Origin of the sequence: Streptomyces sp. NPDC050988 (genome assembly GCF_044456225.1) — a bacterium.
Lineage (GTDB): Bacteria > Actinomycetota > Actinomycetes > Streptomycetales > Streptomycetaceae > Streptomyces.
The window spans coordinates 1-22,400 of record NZ_JBITFQ010000047.1; the positions used below are offsets into that span (position 1 = coordinate 1).

Annotated in this window: 23 protein-coding genes; 9 read left to right on the forward strand and 14 right to left on the reverse strand. The window is 68.9% G+C overall.

The genetic code is table 11. The features are described from left to right. Positions 1-103: 103 nt before the first annotated feature. The 4 genes from ACIBEI_RS47065 to ACIBEI_RS47080 all read right to left on the reverse strand — a co-directional run bounded on the left by ACIBEI_RS47065 (position 104) and on the right by ACIBEI_RS47080 (position 3,930). Complete coding sequence (locus tag ACIBEI_RS47065; protein ID WP_398897418.1) at positions 104-772, reverse strand: response regulator; 669 nt, start codon at positions 770-772, stop codon at positions 104-106. Next, the gene (locus tag ACIBEI_RS47070) at positions 769-2,028 is read right to left on the reverse strand and encodes a sensor histidine kinase (RefSeq protein ID WP_398897533.1); all 1,260 of its coding nucleotides are present in this window, start codon (positions 2,026-2,028) and stop codon (positions 769-771) included. The genes ACIBEI_RS47065 and ACIBEI_RS47070 overlap by 4 nt, the downstream gene beginning before the upstream one ends. A 217-nt stretch (positions 2,029-2,245) precedes the next feature. Beyond that, positions 2,246-3,019: an ABC transporter permease gene (locus ACIBEI_RS47075; protein WP_398897419.1), complete on the reverse strand. Its 774-nt coding sequence runs from the start codon at positions 3,017-3,019 to the stop codon at positions 2,246-2,248. Then, positions 3,016-3,930 carry an ATP-binding cassette domain-containing protein gene (locus ACIBEI_RS47080; RefSeq protein WP_398897420.1) on the reverse strand — a complete coding sequence of 305 codons (915 nt, stop codon included), beginning with the start codon at positions 3,928-3,930 and terminating at the stop codon, positions 3,016-3,018. The genes ACIBEI_RS47075 and ACIBEI_RS47080 overlap by 4 nt, the downstream gene beginning before the upstream one ends. Before the next feature lie 95 nt (positions 3,931-4,025). On the opposite strand from ACIBEI_RS47080, the gene ACIBEI_RS47085 reads away from it, so the two are divergent. After that, on the forward strand, positions 4,026-4,619 hold the full coding sequence (locus tag ACIBEI_RS47085) for a GNAT family N-acetyltransferase (protein WP_398897421.1): 594 nt from the start codon (positions 4,026-4,028) through the stop codon (positions 4,617-4,619). Positions 4,620-4,652: 33 nt separating this feature from the next. Here ACIBEI_RS47085 and ACIBEI_RS47090 read toward each other — a convergent pair whose 3' ends face one another. From ACIBEI_RS47090 to ACIBEI_RS47115, 6 genes are all read right to left on the reverse strand, one after another. After that, a complete protein-coding gene (locus tag ACIBEI_RS47090; RefSeq protein ID WP_398897422.1) occupies positions 4,653-6,296 on the reverse strand; it encodes a type IV secretory system conjugative DNA transfer family protein in 1,644 nt (547 codons plus the stop codon). 14 nt (positions 6,297-6,310) lie between these two features. After that, positions 6,311-7,735 carry an ATP-binding protein gene (locus tag ACIBEI_RS47095; protein WP_200396816.1) on the reverse strand — a complete coding sequence of 475 codons (1,425 nt, stop codon included), beginning with the start codon at positions 7,733-7,735 and terminating at the stop codon, positions 6,311-6,313. Positions 7,736-7,747: 12 nt separating this feature from the next. Continuing rightward, positions 7,748-9,289 (reverse strand): SCO6880 family protein, encoded by a 1,542-nt coding sequence (locus ACIBEI_RS47100; protein ID WP_398897424.1) that lies wholly within the window; start codon positions 9,287-9,289, stop codon positions 7,748-7,750. Between the two features lie 23 nt (positions 9,290-9,312). Then, a complete protein-coding gene (locus tag ACIBEI_RS47105; protein WP_398897426.1) occupies positions 9,313-10,641 on the reverse strand; it encodes a hypothetical protein in 1,329 nt (442 codons plus the stop codon). Beyond that, a complete protein-coding gene (locus ACIBEI_RS47110) occupies positions 10,631-11,470 on the reverse strand; it encodes a hypothetical protein (RefSeq protein ID WP_398897428.1) in 840 nt (279 codons plus the stop codon). The genes ACIBEI_RS47105 and ACIBEI_RS47110 overlap by 11 nt, the downstream gene beginning before the upstream one ends. A 191-nt stretch (positions 11,471-11,661) precedes the next feature. Continuing rightward, positions 11,662-11,970 carry a hypothetical protein gene (locus ACIBEI_RS47115; protein ID WP_055613376.1) on the reverse strand — a complete coding sequence of 103 codons (309 nt, stop codon included), beginning with the start codon at positions 11,968-11,970 and terminating at the stop codon, positions 11,662-11,664. Positions 11,971-12,511: 541 nt separating this feature from the next. On the opposite strand from ACIBEI_RS47115, the gene ACIBEI_RS47120 reads away from it, so the two are divergent. Both ACIBEI_RS47120 and ACIBEI_RS47125 read left to right on the forward strand, forming a co-directional pair. Beyond that, positions 12,512-12,910, forward strand: a complete 399-nt coding sequence (locus ACIBEI_RS47120) for an ArsR/SmtB family transcription factor (RefSeq protein WP_398897430.1) — start codon at positions 12,512-12,514, stop codon at positions 12,908-12,910. Continuing rightward, on the forward strand, positions 12,907-13,545 hold the full coding sequence (locus tag ACIBEI_RS47125; protein WP_398897432.1) for an SRPBCC domain-containing protein: 639 nt from the start codon (positions 12,907-12,909) through the stop codon (positions 13,543-13,545). The genes ACIBEI_RS47120 and ACIBEI_RS47125 overlap by 4 nt, the downstream gene beginning before the upstream one ends. 8 nt (positions 13,546-13,553) lie before the next feature. Here ACIBEI_RS47125 and ACIBEI_RS47130 read toward each other — a convergent pair whose 3' ends face one another. The 3 genes from ACIBEI_RS47130 to ACIBEI_RS47140 form a co-directional block, all read right to left on the reverse strand. Beyond that, entirely contained in the window at positions 13,554-13,808 is a 255-nt protein-coding gene (locus tag ACIBEI_RS47130; protein ID WP_398897434.1) for a DUF397 domain-containing protein, read from the reverse strand. Beyond that, on the reverse strand, positions 13,801-13,929 hold the full coding sequence (locus ACIBEI_RS47135) for a hypothetical protein (protein ID WP_398897536.1): 129 nt from the start codon (positions 13,927-13,929) through the stop codon (positions 13,801-13,803). Before ACIBEI_RS47135 ends, ACIBEI_RS47130 begins: the two co-directional genes overlap by 8 nt. 69 nt (positions 13,930-13,998) lie before the next feature. Then, positions 13,999-14,844 (reverse strand): helix-turn-helix domain-containing protein, encoded by an 846-nt coding sequence (locus ACIBEI_RS47140; RefSeq protein ID WP_398897436.1) that lies wholly within the window; start codon positions 14,842-14,844, stop codon positions 13,999-14,001. A gap of 198 nt (positions 14,845-15,042) precedes the next feature. Between ACIBEI_RS47140 and ACIBEI_RS47145 the strand changes: the two genes are divergently transcribed. From ACIBEI_RS47145 to ACIBEI_RS47165, 5 genes are all read left to right on the forward strand, one after another. Next, a complete protein-coding gene (locus ACIBEI_RS47145; RefSeq protein WP_398897438.1) occupies positions 15,043-15,468 on the forward strand; it encodes an ATP-binding protein in 426 nt (141 codons plus the stop codon). Positions 15,469-15,526: 58 nt separating this feature from the next. Continuing rightward, on the forward strand, positions 15,527-16,144 hold the full coding sequence (locus ACIBEI_RS47150; protein WP_398897440.1) for a Uma2 family endonuclease: 618 nt from the start codon (positions 15,527-15,529) through the stop codon (positions 16,142-16,144). Between the two features lie 91 nt (positions 16,145-16,235). Then, positions 16,236-16,988: a trypsin-like serine peptidase gene (locus ACIBEI_RS47155; protein ID WP_398897442.1), complete on the forward strand. Its 753-nt coding sequence runs from the start codon at positions 16,236-16,238 to the stop codon at positions 16,986-16,988. Positions 16,989-17,080: 92 nt separating this feature from the next. Beyond that, on the forward strand, positions 17,081-18,088 hold the full coding sequence (locus tag ACIBEI_RS47160; RefSeq protein WP_398897444.1) for an NlpC/P60 family protein: 1,008 nt from the start codon (positions 17,081-17,083) through the stop codon (positions 18,086-18,088). Between the two features lie 183 nt (positions 18,089-18,271). Continuing rightward, positions 18,272-18,973, forward strand: coding sequence for a phosphatase PAP2 family protein (locus ACIBEI_RS47165; RefSeq protein ID WP_398897446.1), 702 nt, complete (start codon positions 18,272-18,274; stop codon positions 18,971-18,973). 191 nt (positions 18,974-19,164) lie between these two features. On the opposite strand, the gene ACIBEI_RS47170 is transcribed toward ACIBEI_RS47165, so the two are convergent. Then, on the reverse strand, positions 19,165-20,730 hold the full coding sequence (locus ACIBEI_RS47170; RefSeq protein WP_398897448.1) for an FAD-binding oxidoreductase: 1,566 nt from the start codon (positions 20,728-20,730) through the stop codon (positions 19,165-19,167). A gap of 502 nt (positions 20,731-21,232) precedes the next feature. Between ACIBEI_RS47170 and pstS the strand changes: the two genes are divergently transcribed. Next, positions 21,233-22,357: a phosphate ABC transporter substrate-binding protein PstS gene (gene pstS / locus ACIBEI_RS47175; RefSeq protein ID WP_398897450.1), complete on the forward strand. Its 1,125-nt coding sequence runs from the start codon at positions 21,233-21,235 to the stop codon at positions 22,355-22,357. Positions 22,358-22,400: the final 43 nt, after the last annotated feature.

The following is a 22,400-nucleotide window of genomic DNA, read 5'->3' on the forward strand; positions in this document are numbered from 1 at the left end:
TGGTACTGCAGGGGGGACCCTGTGGGAGAGTAGGACACCGCCGAACAAATATTGCAGAAAGCCCCCGCACTTCGGTGCGGGGGCTTTCTTGCGTTCAAGGGTTTTAGGACGGCTCCACCAATCTTGTGTCGTACGCCAGGATCACCGCTTGGATGCGGTCTCGGGAGCCCGTCTTCGCGAGGATGCGGCTCACGTGGGTCTTCACCGTTGATTCGGCGAGGTGGAGGCGGGTGGATATCTCTGTGTTCGTCCAGCCCTGGCCGACGACCGTCAGGATTTCGCGCTCGCGGTCCGTGAGGGAGACGAGGCGTGGGTCCTGGCCGGGGGTCGTTGCCGGGCCCGGAGTGGGGAGGTGTTCGGCGTAGGCGTCGAGGAGGCGGCGGGTGAGGCTCGGGGCGACGACCGCGTCGCCCGTGGCCACCGCGCGGATGCCGGCGAGGAGTTCCTCGGGCTGGGCGTCCTTGATGAGGAAGCCGGAGGCGCCCGCCCGCAGGCCGGCGTACGCGTACTCGTCCAGGTCGAACGTGGTGAGGATGAGGACGCGGGTGCGGTCCCCGGAGGAGACGATGCGGCGGGTCGCCTCGATGCCGTCTAGGCCGGGCATGCGGATGTCCATTAGGGCGACGTCCGGGTGGAGTTCGGCCGTCATGCGGATCGCCTCGCTGCCGTTGGAGGCCTCGCCCACGACCGTCATGTCGTCCTGGCTCTCCAGGAGCATGCGGAAGCCGAAGCGCTGCAGCGGCTGGTCGTCGACGATGAGCACGGTGGTCACTGCGGGGTTTCCTCCGGTAGGTGAAGGTGGACGCGCCAGCCGTGGTCCGGGAGCGGGCCGGACTCAAGTGTGCCGCCGTACAAGGCAGTTCGTTCGCGCATTCCGGTGAGGCCGCGGCCCCCGGCGCCGTTGCTCTGGCCTGTGCCTCCGCGGCCGGTGTCGGTCACCGTCGCGGTCACGGCGCCCCCGTTCCCGTACGACACCGAGACCGTCGAGGTCGCGTCGGGGCCGCCGTGCTTGAGGGTGTTCGTCAGGGCTTCCTGGATGACTCGGTAGACGGCGAGCTGGCGGCCCGGCGGGAGGGCGGTGGCCTGGCCGTGGATGGTGGTGCGGACGGGGAGGCCGGCGGAACGTACGCCTTCTATGAGGTGGTTCAGGTCGGTGAGGGAGGGCTGGGGGGCCATCTCCACTCCCGGGGGTCCAAGGGGTCCAAGGTGGTCAAGTCCCAGGGGTTCGGCTCCTGGCGGCCTTGTTCCTGAGGGATCCGTGCGTAGTACGTCCAGGAGGCGGCGGAGTTCGCCCAGGGCCTGGCGGCTGGTTGTGCCGATGGCGGTGAGGGCCTGGGCGGCTCGTTCGGGGTTCTTGGCGGCCGCGTACGAACCGCCGTCCGCGAGGCTCGTGATGACCGAGAGGTTGTGACCGATGATGTCGTGCATCTCGCGGGCTATGCGGGTGCGTTCGGCGGCGGTGGCGAGGCGGGCCTGCTGGTCGCGTTCGATCTCCAGTTGGGCGGCGCGTTCGACGAGGGAGGCGAGGTACTCCTGCCGGGTGCGGAAGGAGATGCCGACGATGGCCACCATGGCGAGCCGGGTCATCTGCGGGACGATGCTCTGGTCGGCACCCTGCTCGGCGGGATAGCGGAGGCCGTCGACGACGATCGGCACCAGGATCAGGGCGTAGGAGCAGAGCAGGGTGCGCAGGCGGGTGTGCACCGCGATGTTGAAGGTGACGACGAGTAGGGTCAGGCTCGCCTGGAGGTCGGCGCCGGTCCAGGCGTTGGCCAGGGCGAGCGGCAACATCACCAGGAGGACCGTGACGGGACGGGTGCGGCGCCACAGCAGGGGGACGGAGAAGCCCAGCGTCAGTGTGGTGAGCAGCCAGGTCGGTGGTACGTCCGGGTTCGCGTTGATGTTCCGCCAGCCGCCGCCCAGGAAGTCGTTGAGGGCGGCGGTCACGAAGAAGCCCGTGAGCAGGAGGTCCCACAGCAGCGGGTGGCGTCGGTCGAAGGCGCGCACCCGGTGGCTGAGGCGGTGGATCTGGCGGGTGGCGGGCTGTTGGCGGGCGCCGTCCGGTGACCAGCCCCGCCAGGACTGGTCGCGCCAGGCCTGGTCCCGGCGGGCGCGGTCGCGGTGGCTCTGGTCGCGGGCTCTGCGCAGCCAGTTCCCGTGCCAGTTCCGGTGCCAGTTCTGGGGCCGGTCCCGTGTCTCGGTCACGGTTCCATCCTCGTACGAGAGCCGGTGGTACGGGAGTTGGTCATACGTCCCGTCGTTTGAGGAGCAGGGCCGCGGCGCCCAGGATCGCCGCCGTCCACAGGGTGAGGGCGAGGAGGGCGGGGCCCGTGGCCGCGTAGTCGGAGGAGTGGTGGAGGGTCATCAGGCCCTCGGCGGCCCTGCCGGGGAAGTACTTGGAGGCGCTGTCCATGACGTCGTACGGGAACATCCTGAGGACCTCCGGGAGGACGGTGACGCCTCCGATGAAGGCGGTGATGCCGCCGGGGACCGAGCGGAGCAGGGCGCCCAGGCCCAGGCCGATGAGGGCCAGGGCGGTCAGGCCCGCCGCGCTGCCGAGGAGGGTGCCGAGGACGCCCGGGTCGGTGAGGGAGAGTTCTTGGTCCGTGCCGTCGAGGAAGAGCTGGCCCGCGGAAAAGGTGACTAGGAACGTGGCCAGGGTGGTGGTGAAGACGACCGCGGTGACCACGCCCGCCTTGGACCAGAGGACCGGGAGGCGGCGCGGTACGGCCACCATCGTGGAGCGGATCATCCCCGTGCCGTACTCGCCCGCGATGAACAGGACCGCGATGACGGCCAGGAAGATCTGCGAGAACTGCGTGCCGAAGAGCAGGAACTGGACGGGGTCGAAGCGCGCTGTGTCGTCGCCGCCTCCCTCGTACGACGCGCTCATCCCGATGCCGATGGCGAGGGTCACGGCGGTCGCGGCGGTCAGCATGATCCAGGTGGAGCGGACCGTCCACAGCTTGTGCCATTCGGAGTGCAGGATGCGGGACGGGGTGAGGGCGAGGGTGGTCATGCCGGCTCCAAGTGGGCTGCGTATTCGAGGGAGTCGCGGGTCAGGTCCATGAAGGCCTTCTCCAACGAGGCGGCGTGCGGGGTGAGTTCGAAGAGGGGGATGCCGTGGGCGGCGGCGGTGCGGCCGATGTGTTCGGCGTCCGTTCCGCTGATTTCGAGGGTTCCGGGGGTGGAGCTCGACACGTCCACGTCCGGGGCGGCGAGGAGTTGGGTGAGCAGGCCTGCTTCCGGGGTGACCACCTTGATCGTGCCCGCGCCCGATTCGCGTACGAACGTGTCGACCATCGTGTCGGCGAGCAGGCGGCCCCTGCCGATGATGATCAGGTGCTCGGCTGTCAGGGCCATCTCGCTCATCAGGTGGGAGGAGACGAAGACCGTACGGCCTTCTGCCGCAAGGGACTTGAGGAGGTTGCGGATCCACAGGACACCCTCGGGGTCGAGGCCGTTGACCGGTTCGTCGAGGATCACGGTGGCCGGGTCGCCGAGCAACGCGGCCGCGATGCCGAGGCGTTGGCCCATGCCGAGGGAGAAGCCCTTGACCCGCCGTCCGGCCACGTCGGTCAGGCCGGTGAGGCCCAGGACGTGGTCGACGCGGCTCCTGGGGATGCCGTGGGTGAGGGCGAGGGCGACCAGGTGGTGGTGGGCCGTGCGGCCCGGGTGGACCGAGCGGGCCTCCAGGAGCGCGCCGACCTCGTGGAGGGGTGCGGGGTGGCCGGCGTACGCGTGGCCGCCGACCGTCGCGGTGCCGCGGGTCGGGGCGTCCAGGCCGAGGATCATCCGCATGGTCGTGGACTTGCCGGCGCCGTTGGGGCCGAGGAAGCCGGTGACCGTGCCCGGCCGGACCGTGAAGGTGAGGTCGGAGACGACGGTCTTGTCGCCGTAGCGTTTGGTCAGTTCGGAGGCCGTAATCATGTCTTCGATGGTCGGCCGGGCGGGTGGCCGGGGGCGTCGGACGACGGCGGGATATGAGGTGAAGGGTGTAGTACCCCGGTATTACGGTGACCCTCATGAGCCCCGATGTTCGTTCTGATGACCGTGTCGATGCCTCGGCGGCGGACCATGTGGTGCGTTCGATACGTGCCGACGAGTGGCCCGCGGCGAAGGAGCTGCGGCTGGCCGCGCTCCGGGATCCGGTGGCGCACCTCGCCTTTCTGGAGACGTACGAGGCTGCCGTGGGCCGGCCTGACAGCTTCTGGCGGGAGCGGACGGCCGGGGCCGCCGAGGGTGTGCGTGAGCGGCAGCAGGTGGTGGCCGTGGCGCCCGACGGGCGGTGGGTCGGGTCGGTGGTCGTGCTCGTCGAGGAGGCGGGTGCCCAGGGTGCGCTCGGGGATGTGAGCGACGTACGCCAGGGGCATCTCGTGGCCGTCTATGTGCGGCCGGAGGTGCGGGGGCGGGGGCTCACCGAGCGGCTCTTCGCGTACGCCCTGGAGTGGGCGTGGGAGGTCGCCGGGGTGGAGCGGGTGCGGTTGTTCGTGGACGAGCGGAACGGGCGGGCCGAGGCCTTCTACCGGAGGTTCGGGTTCGTGCCCACGGGGGAGAGTGTTCCGGTGCCCGGGGATCCGGGCGCGCGGGAGCTGGAGTTCGTGTTCAAGCGGCCCTAGGGGGCGGTGAGTTACCCGGACCTACACGGGGACCTACACCGGGAGTTCGTGGTGGGGCCAGCGGGAGCGGGCCTGTTCGCGGGAGCGGAGGAGGGCCAGGACGGGGAGGCCTCGGTCCGGGCCGCCCGCGCCGGTTCCCGTGCTCGCGGACAGGAGTTCCGGGAGCTGGGGGAGCGGGGCCACCGCCGCCACGTCGTCCAGGACGAGGGTGAGTGGTGGGTCGAGGCGACCGGAGGATGACCGTTCGGCCATGCGCCGGCCGCGCTCGACCACGCTTGAGGCGAGGGCCGTCAGCAGGGGCATCGCGCCGGGATTCGCCCTGGGGTCCTCGATGGGTTCACCGACCACATAAAGCGTGCCCCCTTCGTCGACGAAGGAATCCAGGGTGAGGCTGTCGGTTCGGTTTGGTGTGCAGGCGTCTCGGACGTTGACCGTGAAGAGGGCGGAGAGTGCCCGGGCCGTCAACTCCTGGGCGATGTCCCGGCGTTCGGGGTGTGAGGTGAGGGTGGCCTCGAGTTCGCCCGCGGAGCCGGCGGCGGCCTTGGGGTTCGTACGGAGGATGCGTACGGCTTCCTGGACCTGGGTGCCCTGCGCCCAGCGGTGGACGTGGCGGATGGTGCGGCCGTCCACGGCGGCGGCGTGGAGGTAGCTGCGCAGGAGGGTCTCGGCGGTGTCGGCGACGGTCTGGTCGATCTTCGCGGTGGGGCGGACCGGGGCGAGGAGCGCTGCCGCGCGGGCCCCTGCGGTGTCCTTGTTCTCGCAGCCGGTGGAGGGGGACCAGTGGAGGCGGGCCGGGGTGTCGCAGAGGTGGGAGGGGTCGTAGAGGAGGACGGGGCCCAGTTTCGCGCGGGCGTCCTTCGTGTCCGACCAGAGGGTGGGGTTGGAGGTGATGACGAGGGCCGGGCCGTCGGCGTCCCGGATCGCCTGGACGGCGAGGGGGTGGCGGGTCTCGGGTGGGCCGAGGATGACGGGGCCGCGCGGTGCCGGTACGGGGCTTTCCCACCCACCCGCCCGTTCACCGTCAGTTGCCACAGGAACCGATTCCAGCGGCGGCTCCGCCGCCCGGACCGGGTCCGCCGAGGGATAGTCCGCCGCCGGCTGCGGCGCAGTCGCGTGCTCGACCGGCGGGTGTGCCGGGTGGTGGTGTGCGGCTGCGGGTCGTTCCACCGCCGGATGCTCTACTCCCGGTCGCTCCGCTGCCGGATGTTCCACTCCCGGCCGCTCCGCCGCCCGGCTCCGAGGAACCTCGCGAGGCTCGTCCTTGGACAGAAGGTCCGGCTCTGCCGTAGCGGCCAGCGCCTGCGCCCTCCGCCTGGCCCTCCCCGCCCGCCACCTCGCCGCCGTTCCCATGACGAATACCGTCAGGACCAGCAGCACCATCAGCTGGCCGATGAACAGGCCCCAGAAGAGGCCGTACCCGGAGAGTTGGGTGTCCGGGGTTTCCGGCCAGGCGGCGGCGATGTCGTGGGGGGTCTCGACGAGTTGGCGCATGGCCAGGGGCGTACGGCGGAAGGTGACCTCGGCGGGCCAGGAGCCGTGGGTGAAGAGGCCGGACAGGCCGGTCGCCGTCCACACCATGACGGTCATGCCGAGGACGAAGGCCAGGACACCGACCAGCAGTCCGTCGGGGATGCCGCCTTCGCCGCCGCGGTGGCGGTCGCGCTCGTCCGGTCTCATCTCGGGCCGCTCCTCTACGCCACCGTGGACTCGGACGAGTCGTCGAGATCGCTCAGGTGTTGCTCCATGAACGCCGCCGCGCGTTCCTCGGCCTCCAGCTCGGCGGCCCGCAGGGCGTCGTCCGCCAGGTGGTCGGCCGACGACTCCGTCATGGCGCGGTCGGTGAAGACGAGGGGGCGTTCGGTCTCGGTGATCAGGTGTTTGACGACCTGGACGTTGCCGTTGACGTCCCAGACGGCGATGCCGGGGGTCAGGGTGGGGATGATCTCCACGGCCCACCTGGGCAGACCCAGCACCCGTCCCGTCGACCTCGCCTCGTCCGCCTTCTGGGCGTAGATCGTCCTGGTCGAGGCCATTTTCAGGATCGCCGCCGCTTCCTTCGCCGCCGCCCCGTCGACCACGTCGCTCAGGTGGTGGACCACCGCCACGAACGACAGCCCCAGCCGTCGGCCGAACTTCAGCAGGCGCTGGAACAGCTGGGCCACGAACGGGCTGTTGATGATGTGCCAGGCCTCCTCGACGAGGAAGATGCGCTTCTTCCGGTCGGGGCGGATCCAGGTGTGCTCCAGCCACACGCCGACGATCGCCATGAGGATCGGCATGGCGATGGAGTTGCGGTCGATGTGGGACAGGTCGAAGACGATGAGCGGGGCGTCGAGGTCGATGCCGACCGTCGTCGGGCCGTCGAACATGCCGCGCAGGTCACCGTCGACGAGGCGGTCGATGACGAGGGCGACGTCCAGGCCCCAGGCCCGTACGTCGTCTATGGCGACGTTCATCGCCTCCGCCGACTCCGGTTCGGGGTGGCGGAGTTGCTCGACGATGTCCGTCAGTACGGGCTGGCGCTCGACGATCGTCTCGTTGACGTAGGCGTGCGCGACCTTGAGCGCGAAGCCCGAGCGCTCGTCCAGGCCGTGGCCCATCGCGACCTCGATGATCGTCCGGAGCAGGGCGAGCTGTCCGGTCGTGGTGATCGCGGGGTCGAGCGGGTTGAGCCGGATTCCCATGTCCAGGGCGGCGGTCGGGTCGAGCCGGATGGGGGTTATACCCAGCTGCCGGGCGATGAGGTTCCATTCGCCGTCGCCGTCCTCGCCCTGTGCGTCGAGCACGACGACCTGCCGGTCCTTGAACCTCAACTGCCGCAGGACGTACGTCTTCTCAAGGGCCGACTTGCCGTTGCCGGACTCTCCGAGGACCAGCCAGTGGGGTGCCGGGAGCTGCTGTCCGTACAGCTGGAAGGGGTCGTAGATGTAGCCCTTCCCGGAGTAGACCTCGCGGCCGATGATGACGCCGGAGTCGCCGAGGCCGGGGGCCGCGGTCGGCAGGTAGACGGCCTGGGCCTGGCCGGTGGAGGTGCGCACCGGTGGGCGGGTCGTCTCGACCTTGCCGAAGAGGAAGGACGTGAAGGCCTCGGTGAGGACGGACAGCGGATCCCGCATCAGTACTCAGCCCTACCTTCGGATGCCGGTGGCGAACGGGAGTGTGTTCACGAAGGCGCGGTGGTGCTCTCGGTCGCACCATTCCAGCTTCAGGTACGACTTGCCGGCCGAGGCCCTTATGGTCCGCTTGTCGCGGGCGAGGGCTTCGGGGTTGCGGGAGGAGACGGTGATGTAGCCGACGAGGTTGACGCCGGCCGCGCCGCTCGCGAGGTCCTCGCCGCGCTGGTCCATGCGGTTGTGCGAGGCGACGTCGCGGGGGTCGACGGTGCGGTTCATCTTGGCCTGGCGGCTGGCCTCGGCGTCGTCGTTCGTCTTCTCGGTGAGCATCCGCTCGATGGCGACCTCGGTGGGTTCGAGGTCCATCGTGACGGCGACCGTGCGGATCACGTCGGGGGTGTGGACGAGCAGCGGGGCGAGGAAGTTGACGCCCACCGGGGTCATCGGCCATTCCTTCACCCAGGCCGTGGAGTGGCACCAGGGGGCGCGAGTGGAGGACTCGCGGGTCTTGGCCTGGAGGTAGGTGGGCTCCATGGCGTCCAGCTCGGCCGGCCAGGCGTTGCGCTTGGTCATCGCCTGGATGTGGTCGATGGGGTGGTCCGGGTCGTACATCGAATGTACGAGGGAGGAGAGCCTGCCCTGTCCGAGGGGCTGGCGCACCCGGATGTCGGCCTCCTGGAGGCGTGAGCAGATGTCGGTGAGCTCGCGGGCCATGACGACGGCGAGTCCGGAGTCGCGGTCGAGCTTCTTGCCGCCCTGCGGGCGTGCGGCGCGGGCCATCGCGTGGCCCTCGGCGGCGAGTTCGCGGGAGTAGTGCATGCAGGCGACGAGGTAGGCGCGGTGCTGTTCGCTGCTCGTCGACACCATGGACTGGAGTTGGTCGTACGACTGCTGCAGCCAGGCGGGGGCCTTCTCGTCGCCGCGTACGACGACGTCCTTGGCGTGGGCGTCCGGGTCGGCGGGGAGCGTACGGGCGAGCATCTGGAGGCGGGTGACGAAGCCGTCGCCGTTCGCGACGTGCTTGAGGAGGGTGCCGAAGCGGTCGACGAGGGTTTCCTGGTCCTCGCTGTCGCGGAGACCGACGCCGGGGCCCTCGATCTCGATGGCCGCAGTGACGGTTTTCCGGTCTGCGTGCAGGAGGACGGCGATCTCGTCCGGGCCGAAGGGCGCGGCGAGCCAGGTGATCCGTCCGATGCCGGGCGGGGGGCCGACCTCGACCTCGCGGCCGTCGATGCGCGTGCCGGACTCCATGACCTTGCTGCGGTAGGCGGTGCCCTGGCGCAGGCTGCGCTTGTAACTGCGGTTGATCTCGAACCACTTGTAGAAGGTCCGCCGCTTGTACGGCACGTACACCGCGGCCAGTGCCAGCATCGGGAAGCCCACGAGGGCCACGATGCGCAGGGAGAGCACGGGGACGATCAGACCGGACATCATGCCGAGGAACGCGCCCACGATGATCAGCGCGATCTCGCCGGATTCGCGGTTGCGGCCGACGATCGCGTTCGGCCGGGCGCGGCCGATCAGATATGTCCGGCGGGGCGTGACTGGATGGGACACGTGGGCCGCATGAGAATCAGTCGTCAACGCCCTTCACCTCCCGTGCGGTTGTTGCTGTTGCTGTTGCGTGTGTTGCTTGCGTGGGGGGTGTTCACCGGGCTGCTGCGTGGTGGGGGTGCGGCGGAGGGGACAGATCCGCCGCCGCCCCCGCCCGAGCCGCCGCGTGAGCTGTGGGCGGCGACGCCGCCGGAGACGGGGTTGGAGGGGCGGCCTCCGCCGCCTCCGCCTCCGCCGCCGTTGTTGTCGGCCCGGGCGCTGTGGGTCTTGATGCCCTGGGCGACGAGGGTGGCGGGCGAGCTGATGACGGCCGCGGCCTTGCCTTCGGCGCCCTGCATGATGCGGTTGTTGCGGGAGCCGGCGATCTCGTCGCCGAAGCCCGGTACGAAGCGGTAGATCATCGCGCTCGCGAAGATGGCGAGCAGGATGATGGCGAGGCCGGAGACGACGGCGGAGAACGCGTCGGGTCCGTCCTCGGCGGAGAGGGCGCCGGCCAGGCCCAGCACGATCACGATCACCGGTTTGACGAGGATGACGGCGATCATGATGCCCGCCCAGCGGCGGACGTGGCCCCAGAGGTTCTTGTCGACCAGGCCCGCGTAGACGACGGTGCCGAGGAGCGCGCCCACGTAGAGGAGGGCGGCGCGGATCACGAGCTCCAGCCACAGGACGCCCGCGGCGAGGATCGACACGAGCGACACGACGATCAGCATGATCGGGCCGCCGCCGATGTCGGTGCCCTTGTTCAGGGCGCCGGAGAAGTTGCCGAAGAACGTGTCCGTCTGGTTGCCGGTGGTCTTGGCGAGGACCTCGGCGATGCCGTCGGTCGCGGACACGACGGTGTAGAGGATCAGCGGGGTGAAGGCCGACGCCAGCACCGTCAGCCAGAGGAACCCGATGGCCTCGCCGATGGCCGTGCTGAGGGGGACACCTCGCACGGCCCGCTTGGCCACCGCGAGCAGCCACAGGAGGAGGGTCAGGATCGTCGACGCGGCGAAGACGACCGCGTACTGCTGCAGGAACGTGGTGTTCGTGAAGTCGACGGTCGCCGTGTTCTGGACGGCGTCACTGAGCTTGTCGATGGTCCAGGAGGCGGCCTTCGCGCAGCCCTTGGCTAGGGAGGCGAGGGGGTCGAGGGTGTCGGCGACGCCGGGCGGGGTGGTGTCGCCCTTGTCGGCGCTGCCGCGTTCGCAGTATTCCTTGGCCGGGCCGGCGATCAGTGAGCAGGGATCGTCAGAGGGCGTTGGTGTTGGCGTCGGAGCCGCGTAGGCCTGTGAGGCCAGCAGCACGACGGTGGTCTGTACGGCTGCTACGACGCCGGTGAGCTTGAGCGCGCGCTGCGGGCTACCGGGCATACGTGAACCCTCCGAACTCCTCGACCGCCTTGCCGATCTCGTCCGTCCCGGAGACGGGGTTGTCTCCGTTGACGGGGGTTGGGCCGGTCTTCTGGCTGGTCTCCAGGACCTTCCAGTCGCCACTGGCCCAGTTCAGCTTCATGGTCACGGTGAACCAGCCGTTGGTCACTGGATTGGTCGACGCGTCCCCGGTGAGCCCGAAGAGGCTGTTGCACCAGACTTCGACGGTGGCCGCGTCGGCGCTGTGCGAAGTGACCTTGGTGCCCACCGGCAGCGTCCGGTTGACGAACGTGGTGCCTGAGGGCGCAGCGCCTTCCTCGTCGAGGCCGATCTTCTTCAGGAAGTCCGCCGAGTAGTCCGCGTCGAACCCGGACTGGAGCTGATCCAGTGCACCGGGATCAGCGACCGCCTGCACGATCTCGTGCCTCTTGGCGGTGTTGAACATGCCGTCGGATCCCAGCGCCACCGTGTAGTTGGCCGCCGCGCTCTGCGCACCCTGCTCGTTGTGCGCGTACCCGGACGGAATCCCGGCCGCCTTCGTGTCCACGGGCCGCTCGCCGGAGGCCGCCGTCGGTGCCGACTTCGTCTTGTCGCCCCCCGCCTCGTCCGAGCCGGAATCACCGCCACCACGGTTCGCGAAGGCGATGGCGGCAATCAGGAGCACCACGACTCCCACCACCGTGACGAGACTGCGGGACGACGAACGGCCGCCGCGTCGGGCACCGCCGTAGACGTCACCGGCACTGTCGGGGAGCCGTGTGCGGGTCTGGCCGGTGCCCCCGTATCCGCCGTCGTCGCCGCGCGCTCCGTGCTCGTCGCCGAGACTCATGCCGCGTACGCCCCCTCAACCTCTTGCTGAACCGCGTAATACGACGGTAGCCGCGCTGGCTTCAGCGCGGGCGCGGTGTGGTGACTCGACATCAGGGAAACGCAACCTCAGCCGGTGGGCACGACGGACGGGTGGGTAGGGGGAGACCGGGCGTGCCCGGCCGGGTCTGAGGACGCCGAGCCGGCGGCCGCCTAGACGGCCATGCCGTACACGATGGTGAAGACAGTGCCGAGGGAACCGATGATGAAGACTCCGGTGAGACCCGCGACGATGAGGCCCTTGCCTTGTTCGGCACTGAAGGTGTCGCGGAGGGCCGTCGCGCCGATGCGTTGCTTCGCCGCGCCCCAGATCGCGATGCCGAGGCACAGCAGGATGGCGACCGCCATCACGACCTCGATCATTACCCGCGCCTCGTTGCCCAGGCTGCCGAAGGGGCCCCAGTCCGGGGCAATCCCGCCGATGATGGTGTTGATGTCGCCCTTTTCGGCTGCGAAAAGCATGTAAGTCACCGCCCCTTGTGGGTTGTTCTGCACCCCCTGCCACTCTGCGCAGAGGTCAGGGCCATTGTCGCCGACAATGGCGCTGTCGCATGTCGACTTGGCGTCATTGATTGGCGGGTTTCGTACGGATCCCTTGTCACCGGCCCTCGCGGGGCCCTGACGGGAGCGGGGGTCGGTATACGGGGAGGCGTATCGTCACTCTGTGTATCACGGCAGGTCACGCCGGGCAATGAAGTGGAACCGGAAGTCGAACCGGAACCTGTGGTGTGGTTCCGTCGTTAGCCCCTCTTATCCGGCTCACCCCGGGCGTCGACCCACTCCGCCCGCCCATCGAGCCCGACCCCGTCCCATGTGCGCCGGTCCGTCGTGCCGATGTTCTCCGGGTCGTACGTCTCCTGGTGAGTAGACGCCGCCCGTTTTGCGCTGGGGAGAGGCTAACCCGGCGCGGGGGGTGGGGATGTGGCGGGGTGTCACCTGCGGTGCCAGAGCCGGCCCTCTATCCGCTCGCGCTTATATAAGCAAGCAGTGATACATTGATGCCGTGCACGCATTCGACGTACTCGGGGATCCCGTACGCCGCCGGATCCTTGAGCTGCTCGCCGACGGTGAGATGAGTTCCGGGGCCGTCTCGGAGGTCATCAGGGAGGAGTTCGGCATATCGCAGCCGGGCGTCTCGCAGCATCTGAAGGTGCTGCGGGAGAACGGCTTCGCCACGGTCCGGCCGGAGGGGACCCGGCGGCTCTACGCCGTGAACTCCGACCCGTTGCGCGACATCGACGCGTGGCTGGCCCGCTTCCGGCACTTCTGGACCCCCCACCTGGACGCCCTGGCCACCGAACTGGCCCGGGGCAAGCGCGAGCGCCGGCTCCGCGAACGCGACCGCGGCCGCGATGGCGACTCCGGCGGCGACGACCCCGTACAGCAGAGGAGCACCCCATGATCGACGTCACCCACCAGATCAACGCCGTGCGGCGCCGCGTCGGCAGCCGTGTCATCGAGGCCGGCGAAGGACACGTGGTGACCTTGAGTCAGACGTACGACTCGACCGTCGAGGACCTCTGGGACGCCTGCACCAACCCCGAGCGCATCCCGCGCTGGTTCCTGCCCGTCACCGGCGACCTCCGCGTCGGCGGCAAGTACCAGCTGCAGGGCAACGCCAACGGCACCGTCGAGAGCTGCGACCCGCCGCGAGGCTTCACCGCGACCTGGGAGTTCGACGGGAACGTCACCTGGATCGAGCTGCAGCTGATCCCCGAGGCGGACGGCGGCACGCGCTTCGAACTCGATCACATCGCCCCCGACGACGACGAGAAGTGGGCGCAGTTCGGCCCCGGAGCCGTCGGCGTCGGCTGGGACATGGCCCTCATCGGCCTCACCCTGCACCTGTCCACCGGCGAGGCCGTCAACCCCGAGGAGGCCATGGCCTGGTTCGCCACCGAGGAGGGCCTCCGGTTCGTCACCCTGAGCAGCGAGGCCTGGTACGCGGCGAGTGTCTCCGACGGTGAGGCGGAGGAGGTCGCACGGGCGCGGGCCGACCGGACGACTGCGGCGTACACCGGGGCCGAGTCGGAGTGAGGCCGGGTCTAGGGTGACCCGTCCTCCATGCCCCCCATACCCTCCACACCCTCCACGAAGTGGTCGAACTCGCCTGCCTGTACGCCGAGTACGAAGGCGTCCCACTTCTTCTGGGTGGTCGTGACGACGGTGTCCGGGTCGCTGGTCTCGCGGATGTAGACGAGGTCGTTGTCGCCGAAGGCCAGCTCGATCCAGGGGCCCGGGCCGGTCGCCTCCGGCGGGGCCGCGCGTTCCCAGGTGAGGTTCGTGGGGATGTCAGACATGGGCCGGGTTCTCTTTGAGTACGTGGATGAGGGCGGCGAAGGCTTTGGGGGTGGCCCCGAGTATGGAGTGGGTTGCGTCGCCGCTTTCGGTGAGATGGATGGCTTTGCCGGTGGAGGCCATGTGTATGCATGAGTCGCCCTCGGAGCAGTAGGACGACTTCTGCCAGGCGTGCGGAGTCACGGGAGTTCCTTAGAGGTCGTGGATCACGGCGTGGATGAGGTCGCGGGTCCTGTCGGGTGAGAGAGCGACGGCGTTCAACTTCTCGAAGAGGTGCCGGTACTTACGCAGTTGGGCCTCGGCGTCCAGGAACGTGAGGCCGTGAGACTGGTCCAAGTGCACTGTGTCGAGCTCGGGCACTGGGCCGTGCGCGTAGAAGATGGACTGGCCCGATCCGGGGTAGGCGCCGTCCTCGAACGTGATGGCGCGCAGGGTGATGTGCTCCCGCTCGCTCGCGTCGAGCAGATGCTTGAGCTGCTGTTGGGACCCTGCCGACCCGCCGATCTTCATCCGTAGGGCAGCCTCGTGGATGATCGCCTCGTACGGAGTGGGGTCGTCCCGGTACAACACCTCTTGGCGCTTGATGCGGAACGAGACGCGGTGCTCGATGTCCGGTGGAGAGAGTTCGCTTACTGCTTGCCGGAAGATCTCCCGGGCGTGATCGACGGTCTGGAGCAGGCCAGGGATGCGTGCCGTGACGGTGGTGCGCAGTGACTGGGCGTTGTGCTCCAGTTCGGCCAGGTCGAGCAGCGGGCCGGGCAGGATCTCGCGGTACGTCTCCCACCAGCCGTGCTTGCGGCCACCAACCAGCCCCACGATGGCTTCCACCAGGGCTTTGTCCGAGCATTCGTACTGGCAGGCCAAAGTGCGCACGCGCTCTGCACTGACACCGAGCCGGCCGGTCTCCATGTTGCTGACCTGAGCTTGCGGCATGCCGAGGAGTTGAGCAGCCGCCGTTGACGTCAGGCCTGCTTGTTCGCGCAACTTGCGCAGCTCGGCCCCCAGTCGGAGTTGACGTCCTGTCGGGTTGGTCCGCACGGCGATGCTCCTCGATCTTCCGTGCTGTAAGTCACCCACACGGATGGTTGTGCCTATTCTTCACCGCTACCCGGTGAAGAATATAACTTCTGCCGCTACCTTGATTGTCAGGCGCCCCGCTCAGAAGTACCCCGCTCGACGGAGCGGCCGTGGTCACTGGGCAACCGTCCAACTCCCCTCCGTGATCGGAGACTTCCGATGGCAACCGTATCCCCGTCCTGGGCCTACACCCTTCAACTCCCGCACGATCCCCGAGCCCCGGGCATCGCCCGCGCGACCCTGCGAACCGTCCTCGCCGCTCACGACCTCGCCCAACTCGCCCCCACGGCGGAGCTGCTCGCCGCCGAGCTGCTCGCCAACGCCCATCTCCATACCGACGGTCCGTACGCCCTGCGTCTGCGCGCCGCCGAGTCCGGGCGGTTGCGGATCGGGGTGTGGGACTCCGACCCGACCGTCCCGCGGGGGTTCGACGCCCCCGGTGTCGTACCGCCGGACATGTCGGAGAACGGGCGCGGGCTGCACCTCGTACGGGCGTGTGCGGACACGTGGGGCGCCTACGCGCTGGGCGGAGACCGGGGCGGGAAGCTGCTGTGGGCCGAGTGTCAGTCGGGGGACCTAGGGTGATGCCGGTCTCTCAGAAGGCGAACGAGGAAGTGGCGTGTCAGAGGTCGAGCAGCGAGTCATGACGGTAGCGCCCGAAGCCTGGGTGCGTCTTCGGCCTCGGCCGGGGAATCTGCGTGAGATCGCCAAGGGGATCGAGGACGCGACGGGGCTGCGCGTGCAGATCGTGGGAGGAAAGCTCGTGATGTCCCCGCCACGGCATGGGAGGCACGTGGGTGTGGTGCAGCGTCTGTGTCGGCAGCTCAACATGGTTCTGCCTGAAGCGCTGGGCGCGTACCAGGTGTCCTCGATCGCCGTGCGGGAAGATCCCGACGACTACGTCACGCCGGACCTGATCGTTCTGCCCATCGAGTGGGGGGAAGACGACGATTGGCTGGCTACTCCTGAGGATGCGGTACTCGCGGTGGAAGTCATCTCCCAGTCCGAGAAATCCAGGGAGATCAGGGACAAGGCCGACTGGTACGCGGTCGCCCGTGTCCCCGTCCTCCTCGTCGTCGACCCCCGCAAGGGCACCTGGGCCCTGCACACCCGCCCGGACAACGGCGCCTATCAGGACGTGCTGCCCGGCAAGTTCGGCGAATCCGTGCCGCTGCCTGCGCCGCTCGGCTTCGAGGTCGCCACAGACCGGTTCCCCCTGTACGGCGATTCGCCGCGTGCCGGGCGACGTACCGGCACGTAGGAGTCGGGGACCGTTTCGCTGACCCGGTTCATACAGGATTCTCAGGTGAGGCCAGGCGTTTCTCTCACCCCGCCTGGCAATGCTTCCTCCGATGAAGCGCCCCACCCGTCTCCCCTTCCTCGTCGCCGTCGCGCTGCTGGCCACCGGGTCGGTTCCCGTGGCTGCGGCGCATACGCGGGTGCGTACGCCCGAACCGCTCGGTGTTACGACGACGGCTCCTGCGAGCGCCGAGAACGCGCGGGTCGGAGTGCTTGTCAGGGGTGGGGCGCACTACTGCACCGCCTCCGTCGTGCACAGCGAGGGGCGGGATCTCATCGTCACTGCCGCTCACTGTCTGACCGGGAGTGGGAGTGGGAGTGGGGGCATTGCGTTCGTGCCTGGATATCGGGACGGGCAGGCGCCGTACGGGACGTGGGCCGTGGCGCGGACCTATGTCGGGGACGGGTGGAAGGGGCGGCAGGACCAAGACAGTGATGTGGCGTTCGCTCGTGTTGTCTCCCGGGGTGGGGAGGAGGTCGAGGACCTTGTCGGGGGTAATCGGCTTGTCGCCGGGCGGGGGTTGAGTCCGGTGGGGCGGGTCGTCACCGTCGTGGGGTATCCCAAGGCGCGCGAGACGCCCGTGTCTTGTACGAACATCTCCACCGCCTACGGCGGCAGCCAGCAGCGCATCGAGTGTCCCGGGTACAGCGGGGGTACCAGTGGGAGTCCGTGGATCGATGCGGAGGGGCGGGTTGTCGGGGTGCTGGGTGGGTTCCAGCAGGGCGGCAGCACCGATGACGTGTCGTACAGCGTGGTGTTCGGGGGCGAGGCAGCCGCGTTGTACGGGGAGGCGACGTCAGGGTGAGCTCCGGCGGCTACCAAAGCGTCGGTTGCGCCGGGTTCAGGGTGGGAAGCTCCTAGACTGACGTGGGCCAATTACGGAGCTGCGGAGGGCGGTTGACGGTGCGTAAGGCGTGGATCGTGGTGACCGTCGCCGCGGGGGCGGGGCTCAGCTTCGTCATGGTGCTGGTCGTCGGGGTCTACATGGTCGCCGGGAACCTCGCCAACGGTGTGGGGCAGGGGGCCCGTGGCCTGGCCAAGGGGGCCGTACCGGCCGCGTACCAGGCGCTCGTGCAGAAGTGGGGCAATCTGTGCACCGCCATCAATCCCGCACTTCTCGCCGCGCAGCTGTACCAGGAGAGCGGGTTCAATCCCGACGCCAAGAGCCCGGCCGCCGCGCAGGGGATAGCGCAATTCATCCCGGGAACGTGGGCGACGCACGGAATCGACGGCGACGGGGACGGCGACCGCGACGTATGGGATCCGAATGACGCGATTCCATCGGCCGCGAAGTACGACTGCACACTTGCGAAGTACGTGAAGGACGCGCCCGGAGACCCGACGCAGAACATGCTCGCCGCGTACAACGCGGGGGCGTACGCCGTCATCAAGTACGGGGGCGTACCGCCGTACAAGGAAACGCAGAACTATGTGAAGACGATCACGACACTGGAGGAGAGCTTCGCCGCTCCGGTCACCCGGGTCGACCCCTCCAAGCAGGCCGCCGGGGCCATTTACTACGCCCAGAAGAAACTGGGGACGCTGTATCTCTGGGGCGGGAACGGTACCGCTGACCAGGGCGGACGTTTTGACTGTTCGGGGCTGACCAAGGCCGCGTACGAGAGTGTGGGGATCACGCTGCCCCGGGTCGCCAACGATCAGTACAACGCCGGGCCGCACCCGAACCGGGACGAGCTGCTGCCCGGGGATCTGGTGTTCTTCTCGGACGACCTCACCAACTCCCGGGCCATCCGGCACGTCGGGATCTACGTGGGCGGCGGATACATGATCGACGCGCCTCGGCCGGGTGCCGTGATCCGGTTCGACCCGATCGACACCCCCGACTACTTCGGGGCGACCCGGGTCACCGAAGATGGCGCGAAAGCGTTGCCCACCTCTGTGTGAAACCCTCCCCTGAGCTGCGGCGATGTATCTCTCTTCGATAACGTCTGAGTGATCATTCGGTGGAGGGTGGAACGTATGGAAGGGGAGTGTGCGTTCCTGTTCTCGTAGCCGACGACGGGGGTTGATGGCGCGGCGCACCCGGTGGGTGCGTCGGGAAGAAGATGACGAAGGGGCCGTTGCACCATGGCTGGACTCGCCGAATCCGGTTCGAACCCTGACGTTGACTTGCTCTACGACATCAATGGTCTCGCCAAAGACGCGCCGCACTGGTTCGACCGCGTCATGGAGTTCGTGGGCGAGTGGGGGCTCCTGCTCGCCATGGTGATGCTGGTGCTCTGGTGCTGGCTCACCGTGCGGAAGCGGGGTGGCGAGGACGCCGCCTCGTCCGTCGCCGCGCTGATCTGGGCGCCGCTCGCCGCCGGCATCGCCGTACTCGTGAATGTGCCGATACGGGGATTTGTGGAGCGGCCCCGGCCTTTTGTCGACCATGACGGGCTGGATGTTCTTATCGGCGGCAAGAGCGACTTTTCGTTCGTGAGCGATCACGCGACTCTCATGATGGCGATGGGGGTCGGGCTGTTCGTCGCGAATCGGAGGTTCGGGCTCGTGGGGATAGTGCTGGGTCTGTTCGGCGGGTTCTGCCGGGTTTATATGGGCGTGCACTATCCGACTGATGTCATCGGTGGCTTTGCGCTTGGGACCGCGGTGGTTCTGCTGCTTTCGCCGCTTGCGATGGCTTTGCTCACGCCGGTTGTGGCTGCGGTGGAGAGGTCGCCTCGGGTGGGGTGGTTGGTTCGGGCCGGTGGCTCCGCCGGGGAGCGGGGGAAAGTGATTCCTGGGGCTCGTAGTGAGGTTGAGGCGGAGGAGAGGGATCTGGCGGCGTAGGTGGGGGGCTTCTGGCGTTCATTTCCGGGTGCGCGCCCGGTGGGGGCTGGTCGCGCAGTTCCCCGCGCCCCTAAAAGATTGCGCAGTTCCCCGCGCCCCTAGAAGCCAAGGACTGCGCCGTTGCCCGCGCCCCTGAAAGCCAAAGACTGCGCCGTTGCCCGCGCCCCTGGGTAAGTGGGCCCTGGCCCTCGCTACAGAGCTTGCGGGAACTTGAAGAAGGTCTCCGGGTCGTACTTCCTCTTCAGGGTTTTCAGGCGGGGGGCCGCCTGGCCGTAGTACGCCTGGCGCCAGTTGGTGAGGGTTGGGTCCGTGTAGTTCTGGTAGGCCGCGCCTGAGGCGTGCGGCTTCATTGCTGTGTGGGCCTGGGTCAGCCAGGAGTTGGATGTCGTGCCGGAGGTGCCCGGGCGCCAGGCGGCGATGTACTGGGCCAGCATGCGGGAGCGGCGGTGGACGAAGGCCGTTGCCGTGGGGTCGATTCTGTTGATCGCGCCGCCCAGGGCGGTCAGGGCGATGCTGCCCGTGCCGCCCCGGACCCCCGATATCTGGGCGAGGAGGGTCTGGATGCCCGCCGCCGAGATCGAGCGGTCGAAGAAGTCCGAGCGGCCCGCGTACGTTTCGCGGCCCAGGGCGCCCTGGGGGGAGCGGCCCGGTGTCGCGCCCGGGAGGTGGCACTGGGCGTCGTCCGGGAAGGTCGAGCAGCCCGCGTACACCTCCATCGACTCCTCGTAGGAGCGGCGCTTGAGGGAGACGCTGCGGGCGGAGGCGCCGATGCTGTCGGCGAGGCGGTCCACCGCGTTCTGGAGTTCGCCGTACGTGCCCAGGGAGAAGGCCGAGACGGAGACCGTGGGCGTGCCGCCGGCCGCGTTCTCGAAGTGGCACGAGGACCAGATCTCGTCGGGCTGGTCGGGGCCCCACTCCTGCCAGGCACCGAGGACGGCGGCGGCCCTGGACCACGGCCAGGACATGTACGCCGCGACACCCTGCGGCGCCGGGTGGGTCTTGAAGCGGAGTTCGGTGACAACGCCGAAGTTGCCGTTGCCCGCGCCGCGCAGGGCCCAGAAGAGGTCCTTGTTCTCGGTCGCGCTCGCGGTGAGCTGCTTTCCGGCCGCCGTCAGCAGAGTTGCCTGGGTGAGGCTGTCGCACGTCAGGCCGTAGGCACGGGACACGACGCCGTGGCCGCCGCCCAGCGTCAGGCCGGAGACGCCCACCGTCGGGCAGGAGCCGGCCGGGATCGTGACGCCCTTCGCGGCCAGCGCGCGGTAGACGTCGATCAGCTTGGCTCCCGCGCCGACCACGGCCTCGTCGCCGGAGGCCCGGACCTTGGAGAGCTTCGAGATGTCGAGGATCAGCCGGCCGTCGCCCGAGGACCAGCCCGCGTACGAGTGGCCGCCGTTGCGGATCGAGACGGGGACGGAGCGGGCCCGGGCGTACGCGAGTGTCGTACGGATGTCCTCGGCGTGGGCGACGTACGCGACTGCCGTCGGTTCGAGCGAGTCGAAGCGGGTGTTGTAGAGCTGGCGGGCCGCCGCCCAGTCGGCCTCGCCCGGGCGGACCAGGGGGCCGTCCAGATCCCGCGCCAGGGCCTTGAGGTCGGCCGCGGTGCTCGTCGACTCCAGTGGTGTGCCTGACGTACGGGCCCCCTCACCCGACCGCGGCCCGGAACCCCCGCCGGTGCCGCCCGTGCCGCTGCTGCACGCGGCCGAAACCGCCGTCGCCGCGAGCGCGGCGCCGCCACTTATGAACGTACGCCGTTGCATGCGCGCCTCCCGTTGTTCCCGTGGAACGAGACGGGTCCACGGTCCGGCGGGTTCCACGGGCGGGCTCGGGGAATCGCGGAGGTGACTGCTCGGCGCCGCCGATTTTCGGCCATGGGAGGGCCGGGTCCGCGGGGCGGGTGGAGGGGTGGGAGGAGGGGATGGGGCGGTGAGAAGCGGGCGGAAGAGGGGAGTGATGCTTCCGAAGGAGGTGGTTCCGGTAGTCGGGACCCTCACGTGTTCTACCCGTGAGCGTTCCGTGACCTCACCGCACTGACGGCAGGGGTTCACCCTCCGTTCACCCACGGCCATCGGCCGCTTCACCTGATCTGCCTAATTTCGGCCTTACCCGGTGCGTGGTGCGAGCGGAAGCCCGCTCACGTATCAATCGATATCAGTTGTCAGCGGTTAGCCAGTACGACGGCAGTCTCGTGCGGACGAGAGGCTGCACCACGACCTCGCACGCCGCCAGCTAGACGGCGGCTCCTGGAAGGAACTCCCGAAAGTGAAGCTTCAGCGCAAGAACCGGCTTCGCGCCCTTTCGCTCGGTGCTGTCGCCGTCTCCGGCGCCCTGGCGCTGACGGCGTGCGGCTCCGACGACACCGGCGGCGGCAGTGGCGACGAGAGCGCGCCCGCGGCCAACAGCGCCATCAAGTGCGACGACGCCAAGGGCGAGCTGCTCGCGGCCGGCTCCTCCGCGCAGAAGAACGCGGTCGACGCCTGGGTGAAGCAGTACACGGCCTCCTGCAAGGACGTTCGGATCAACTACAACCCGAACGGCTCCGGCGCCGGTATCACCAACTTCCTCCAGGGCCAGACCGCCTTCGCCGGTTCGGACTCCCCGCTGGACGCCGAGGAGATCACCAAGTCCGCCGAGGTCTGCGCGGACAGCCAGGCCATCGACCTGCCGATGGTCGGCGGCCCGATCGCCGTGTCGTACAACCTCCCGGGTGTGGACGGCCTCGTCCTGGACGCCTCGACCCTGGCCAAGATCTTCGACGACAAGATCAAGACCTGGAACGACGAGGCGATCGCGAAGCTGAACCCCGAGGCGAAGCTGCCGAGCACCAAGATCCAGACGTTCCACCGCTCGGACGACTCCGGCACCACGGACAACTTCACCAAGTACCTCAAGGCCGCGGCCGCCTCGGACTGGAAGTACGAGGGTGGCAAGGCGTGGCAGGCCAAGGGTGGCCAGTCCGCCTCGGGTTCCTCCGGTCTCGCCCAGCAGGTGACCCAGACGGCCGGCGCGATCTCCTACATGGAGCTCTCGTACGCCAAGGACGCCCAGACGGTCCACGTCAAGACCGGTGCGGCCACGCCCGTCGAGGCCACCGTCGACAACGCCACCAAGGCGATCGCCGAGGCCAAGGTCGTCGGTCAGGGCAAGGACCTCGCCCTTGAGCTGAACTACGAGCCCACCGCCGAGGGCGCGTACCCGATCACCCTCGTGACGTACGAGATCGCGTGCGAGAAGGGCAACAAGGCGGAGACCCTCGCCGCCACCAAGTCCTTCCTGACCTACGTCGCCAGCGAGGAGGGGCAGGCCATCCTCAAGGACGCCAGCTACGCCCCGATGCCCGAAGAGATCATCACGAAGGTCCGCACGACCGTCGCCGGCCTGAGCTGACCCAAGTGTGCGGCCCGCACCGGTTGAACCGGAGCGGGCCGCA